Source organism: Streptomyces prasinopilosus (assembly GCF_001419695.1).
Classification (GTDB): Bacteria; Actinomycetota; Actinomycetes; order Streptomycetales; family Streptomycetaceae; genus Streptomyces; species Streptomyces prasinopilosus.
Genome location: NZ_LIRG01000531.1, coordinates 1 through 5,720 on the forward strand (window position 1 = coordinate 1; position 5,720 = coordinate 5,720).

The following is a 5,720-nucleotide window of genomic DNA, read 5'->3' on the forward strand; positions in this document are numbered from 1 at the left end:
GCCGGGCGTACCAGCGGTCCCGCCAGTGGTCGCGCCAGCCGAAGATCCGGTCCTCCGCGCGGGCGATCAGCGGCTCGAACCAGGGCAGGGCCAGCAGGATCAGCAGCCCCGCCACCCAGCCGAGCAGGACGTCGCTCAGCCAGTGGGTGCCGAGGTAGACGGTGGACAGCCCGACGCCGAGCGAGGTCACCGCGGACACGGCGGACAGCCAGCGCCGCGTTCTCGGGGTGGAGGCCAGGTAGGCCAGGATGCCCCAGGTCACCACCGCGTTCGCGGTGTGACCGCTGGGAAATATGCTGCCGCCGAGCCACATCTCGCTGGAGCCGATCTCGGTCGCGTAGTGCGGTCCGAGGCGTCCCATGCCGTACTTCGCGGCCCCGACGGTGACGTTGAGCAGCAGCAGGGAGACCGCGAGCGCGAGCAGGGGACGCAGGGTGTGCTGCCGCCAGGAGCGCCAGCCCAGCCAGGCCGCCACCATCACCGCGGTCGGACCGCGCTGGCCGAGCACCACGTAGTAGTCGACGAAGGCGTGCAGTTCCGCCCACTGCTCGTACGGGCGGAAGAACATCACCTGCCAGTCCAGCCGGACCAGCCAGGACGTGATGACGACGGCCCACACGATCGCCACGTAGAAGGCCAGGGTGGAGCCGAAAAGCACCGTCCGGTGCCGGCTCATTCGCGGCACGTCGATGTGGGCCGGTCGTTCCGGCTCACGATCCAGCCTCGCGAACACCCGGTCCAGACGGGTGGTCTTCCGTTCGGTACGCACCCAATCGACGTTACAGGGAGTGAACGTCCCGCCCCGTCGAATCGGCGGCTTTGTGATGACCATGTGATGTGGGATTGCTCTCAAGGCGGCCTTTATTCTCCGCTAATCGGTAATCGCCGCCCGTCGCCGCCCCCAATTCCTTTGATCATTCAAGGAGTGTTTCTTTATCGCGCTTTCGGAATGCGTTCACCGGAGGCCGGTGCGGATTTTCCCCGGTGCTCACCGTCCCTCGGCATGGGGAGGACCGGCCGGGGGCCGCGGGGGCGGTCAGGGCGGCCCGGAGCCGTTCAGCCAGAAGGCGCCGTATACCGCCGAGGCCGCCGCGGCGGACGTCACCACCAGCGCCGACCTGGGCGTCCGCAGCCGGGCCAGGCCCTGCGCAAGGGGCAGCAGCAACGGGAAGGCGGGCATGAGCAGGCGCGGCTTCGACCCGAAGTAGCTCGACGCGCACAGGGCGAGGACGGTGACGGCACCGGCGTACACCAGCAGCGGCAGCGGTTGGCGCCGCCGCACGCAGAGCACGTACAGCCGCACCAGCAGCCCGACCCCGAGGACCAGTCCGATCCCCGCCGGAACCGTCGGTAACGAGGCGAACTTCTCCGCCGTGAACCGGGCGAAGGCGAAACCGCCGTCGAACCCGTTCCGCCAGCCCGCCTGGACGTCGAGATAACCGAACGGGCCCTTCCCGGTCCGGTGTCCGACCCACAGAACGTAACCGGCGGCACCGAGCGGGGCGAGGAACAGGGCGAGCGCCCGGCGGGCACCCGCGCCGGGGGAGCCCGGCGGGACGGACGCGCCCCCGGCGGACGGCGCGCGCGGGGTGTCCCCCTCCGGGGCGGCGCGTTCCCCGGAGCGCGCGCCGTCCCTCGCCGCCGCACCACGGAACCCCCCGGACGAGCGGTGCGCCTCCCCGGCACCGCGGCGGGCGTGCGGGAGGGAGACGGCGCCCGCCGTCCAGACCGCCGCGATCACCGCCAGCCCGACCGGGCGGGTCAGACCGGCCAGCGACGCCAGGACCCCGGCCGTCACCCAGCGCCCCGTCAGCACCGCGTACAGCGACCAGGCGGCGAGCGCCGTGAACAGGGACTCGCTGTACGCCATCGACTGGACGACCCCGACCGGCAGCACCGCCCAGAGCAGCACCGCGCAGCCCCCGGCCCGCGGCCCGTACAGGTGGTCCGCCACCGCGAAGATCCCCCAGGCCGCGGCGAGCGAGGCCAGCACGGAGACCAGGAAGCCCCCGTCCGCGTACGACAACGGCGACACCGCCGCCACCAGCCGCTCCAGCCAGGGGAGCAGGGGGAAGAAGGCCAGGTTCGAGTGCACGTCCCCGTTCGCCAGGCGCACCTCGTAGCCGTACCCCGACTCCGCGATCCCCGTGTACCAGAGGGCGTCCCAGCGGGCCGTGAGGAGGGTGTACGCGCTCTTCCCGCGTGCCTCGCTCCACAGGGCCAGGACGAGGAGGCCCAGGGCGCGCACGGCCGCGTACCCGAGGAGCGCCGGCGCGGCCCTGCGCAGTGCCCCGGGGCGGACCGGTGCGGTACGCGTCTCGAGATCCGTCACGGACCGATTATCGACCGGGTGCGCGACCGGTCCGTCCCGCGGGTGGACGAACCCCGGAGGAGCCCGGGGTGAACTCCGGAGGGGTCCGGGGTGAACTCGGGAGGGGCCCGGGATGGATCCGGGAAGGGCTCCGGAGCAGGCCGTGGGAGCCGCGCGGAAGTGGTGTACGCCACACCCGTCGGCCGCGGATGTGAGAGGCCCGCCACCCCTTACCGGCCCCGCCTCGCGTACGCTGCCTGTCACTCGTCGCTCGTTGCGCGGGCCGGAGTTCGCACCGCTCCTCTCCGGCCGAGGCTCGGGGGAGTCCCCACCCCGTGAGCCCGCCGAGGGCGAGGGAACAGCTGGGAGGTCTGTACATGTCCGGGACGACCACGGACGCCTCGCCGCGCCGTCGGGCGGCCGGGGCCGGTGCCAACCGCTGGGTGGTGCTCGTCGTCCTCTGCGTCAGCCTGCTCCTCGTCGCCGTCGACGCCACCGTGCTGCACGTGGCGGTCCCCGCCGTCACGGAGGACCTCAGGCCCGGCGCGATGGAACTGCTCTGGATCGTCGACGCCTACCCGCTGGTCTGCGCCTCGCTGCTGATCCTCTTCGGCACGCTGGGCGACCGGGTCGGCCGCAGACGCGTCCTCCTGCTCGGCTACGCCCTGTTCGGCATCGCCTCCGGACTGGCGGCCCTCGCGGACAGCGCGCCGGTGCTGATCGCGGCACGGGCGCTGCTCGGCGTCGGCGGCGCGATGATCATGCCCGCGACGCTGTCGATCCTGCGCCAGGTCTTCCCCGACCGGCGCGAGCGGGCGTTCGCCATCGGCGTCTGGAGCGCGGTGGCCGCGGTGGGCGCGGCGGTCGGACCGCTGCTCGGCGGCTTCCTCCTCGAACACTTCTGGTGGGGCTCGGTCTTCCTCATCAACATTCCGCTGATGCTGGTGAGCCTTCCGGTGGGACGGCTCCTGCTGCCCGAGTCCAAGGGGGACGGGAACGGCCCCTGGGACGTGACGGGCGCGCTGACGGCCGCCGCCGGGCTGTTCGCGGTGGTCCTCGGGGTGAAGCGGCTCGGCGGCGAGTCCGCCGGGGGCCCCTGGACCGTCCTGGTGCTGGCCGCGGGCGCCGCCCTGCTGGCCGCCTTCGTCCGCCGGCAACGGCGGCGCGCGCACCCGCTGGTCGACCTGCGGCTGTTCGCCCGGCCGGCGTTCAGCACGTCGGTGGGCTGCATCGTGCTGGCGATGCTCGCCCTGGTCGGCCTGGAACTGATCGCCGCGCAGTACCTCCAGCTCGTCCTCGGGCTCTCCCCGCTGGAGACCGGCCTGCGGCTGGTGCCGCTGACGTTCGCCGCGATGGCGGCGGGACTGGCGGGCGCCAGGCTGCTGCGCCGGTTCGGACCGCGCCGCATGGTCTTCTCCGGCTTCTGCCTGACGGCCGCGGCGGTCCTGCTGCTGACCCCGATGGGCGAGCAGGACAATCCGGCCCTCCTGCTGGGCGGGTTCGTCCTGCTCGGCTTCGGCCTGGAGACCACCCTGTTCGGGGCGTACGAGTCGATGCTGAGCGAGGCGCCCCCGCAGCAGGCGGGCGGGGCCGCCGCCATCGGCGAGACCTCGTACCAGCTGGGCGCCGGGATCGGGATAGCGCTCCTCGGCAGCGTGATGAACGCCGCCTACGCGCCGGGCCTCGAAAAGGTCCCCGGGGTGCCCGCCCCGGAGTCCTCGGCGGCGCGGCACTCGCTGGGCGAGGCCTACGAGGTCGCCGCCCAGCTGGGCGGACCCGCCGGAGCCGCCCTGAGGGACGCGGCACGCCACGCCTTCGTGCACGGGCTGCACGTGACCCTGCTGGCCAGCGCGGCCCTGCTGCTGCTCGGGGCCGTGATGGCGCTGCGGCTGCCGCGGACGGCGCAGGACGAGCCGGAGACCGGCGGGGAAACGCCCGGCGCGGCGTCCCCGGAGGGCCCCGCCCGGGTCCCGGCCGGGGCGCCCGACGTCCCCGCGCCCAGGGAGGCAGCGGAGTCCCGCGTCCCGGTGTGAGCCGTGCCGCGTGGCGCCGGGGTGGACCCGCACGGCACCGCGTCGTAACGTCGGCCCGAACCCGACGGGCGGCGCCGGACGAGCGGCCGGCGCCGCATCCGCACCGGTCGTGTCCGCGGTGCCCGGGTCCGCGGTGGTCGTCTCCACCCGGGCCGGGCCCCGCCGGCGCGGCCGGTGCGGGCCGCGCCCGCCCGGATCCGCACCGGCCCCACCGCCCCGGAGAGTGTCCATGCCCGCGAAGCCGCCCCCCTTCGACCCGGCCGACCCGCTCGGCCTCGACGACCTGCTGGAGCCGGAGGACCTGGCCGTCCGGGACACCGTGCGCGCCTGGGCGGGGGAGCGGGTGCTGCCGTACGTCGCCGACTGGTACGAGAAGGGCGAGCTGCCCGGCATCCGGGAACTGGCCCGGGAACTCGGCGGGATCGGCGCGCTCGGCATGCCGCTCGACGGCTACGGCTGCGCGGGCGCCTCGGCCGTGCAGTACGGGCTCGCCTGCCTGGAGCTGGAGGCCGCCGACTCCGGCATCCGGTCCCTGGTCTCCGTGCAGGGCTCGCTCGCCATGTACGCGATCCACCGGTTCGGCAGCGAGGAGCAGAAACGGCGGTGGCTGCCGGGGATGGCCGCCGGCGAGATCATCGGCTGCTTCGGCCTCACCGAACCCGACCACGGCTCCGACCCCGCCGCCCTGCGGACCCACGCCAAGCGCGACGGCGGGGACTGGGTGCTGAACGGCCGCAAGATGTGGATCACCAACGGATCCGTCGCCGACGTCGCCGTGGTGTGGGCGCGGACCGACGACGGGATCCGCGGGTTCGTGGTGCCCACCGACAGCGCCGGCTTCTCGGCGCCCGAGATCAGGCACAAGTGGTCGCTGCGCGCCTCCGTCACCAGCGAGCTGGTCCTCGACGACGTACGGCTGCCCGCCGACGCCGTGCTGCCCGGGGCGATCGGGCTGCGCGGACCGCTCAGCTGCCTGAACCACGCCCGGTACGGGATCGTCTGGGGCGCGATGGGCGCCGCACGCGCCTGCTTCGAGGCCGCCGTCGACTACGCGAAGTCGCGGGAGCAGTTCGGGCGGCCCATCGGCGGGTTCCAGCTGACGCAGGCCAAACTCGCCGACATGGCGGTCGAACTGCACAAGGGGATCCTGCTCGCCCACCATCTCGGGCGGCGCATGGACGCCGGCCGCCTGCGTCCCGAGCAGGTCAGCTTCGGCAAGCTGAACAACGTCCGCGAGGCCATCGACATCTGCCGCACGGCCCGCACCGTTCTCGGCGCCAACGGGATCTCGCTCGAGTACCCCGTCATGCGGCACGCGACCAACCTCGAGTCGGTGCTCACCTACGAGGGCACCGTGGAGATGCACCAGCTGGTGC

4 protein-coding genes are annotated in these 5,720 nt (G+C 73.8%); 2 read left to right on the top strand and 2 right to left on the bottom strand.

What is annotated here, in order from left to right; translation table 11 throughout:
• Both AOK18_RS21250 and AOK18_RS21255 read right to left on the bottom strand, forming a co-directional pair.
• On the bottom strand, positions 1 to 769 hold a 769-nt coding region (locus AOK18_RS21250; RefSeq protein WP_055695387.1), incomplete at its 3' end, for a phosphatase PAP2 family protein.
• A 267-nt stretch (positions 770 to 1,036) separates the two neighbouring features.
• Complete coding sequence (locus tag AOK18_RS21255; RefSeq protein ID WP_055695388.1) at positions 1,037 to 2,332, bottom strand: glycosyltransferase family 39 protein; 1,296 nt, start codon at positions 2,330 to 2,332, stop codon at positions 1,037 to 1,039.
• A gap of 356 nt (positions 2,333 to 2,688) precedes the next feature.
• Between AOK18_RS21255 and AOK18_RS21260 the strand changes: the two genes are divergently transcribed.
• Both AOK18_RS21260 and AOK18_RS21265 read left to right on the top strand, forming a co-directional pair.
• Positions 2,689 to 4,344: an MFS transporter gene (locus tag AOK18_RS21260; RefSeq protein ID WP_055695389.1), complete on the top strand. Its 1,656-nt coding sequence runs from the start codon at positions 2,689 to 2,691 to the stop codon at positions 4,342 to 4,344.
• Between the two features lie 223 nt (positions 4,345 to 4,567).
• The coding region (locus AOK18_RS21265) for an acyl-CoA dehydrogenase family protein (RefSeq protein WP_055695390.1) at positions 4,568 to 5,720 on the top strand (1,153 nt) is incomplete at its 3' end.

Coding starts and splice junctions, on each gene's coding strand:
- AOK18_RS21260 (WP_055695389.1), top strand. CDS start 2,689: ATGTCCGGGACGACCACGGACGCCTCGCCGCGCCGTCGGGCGGCCGGG.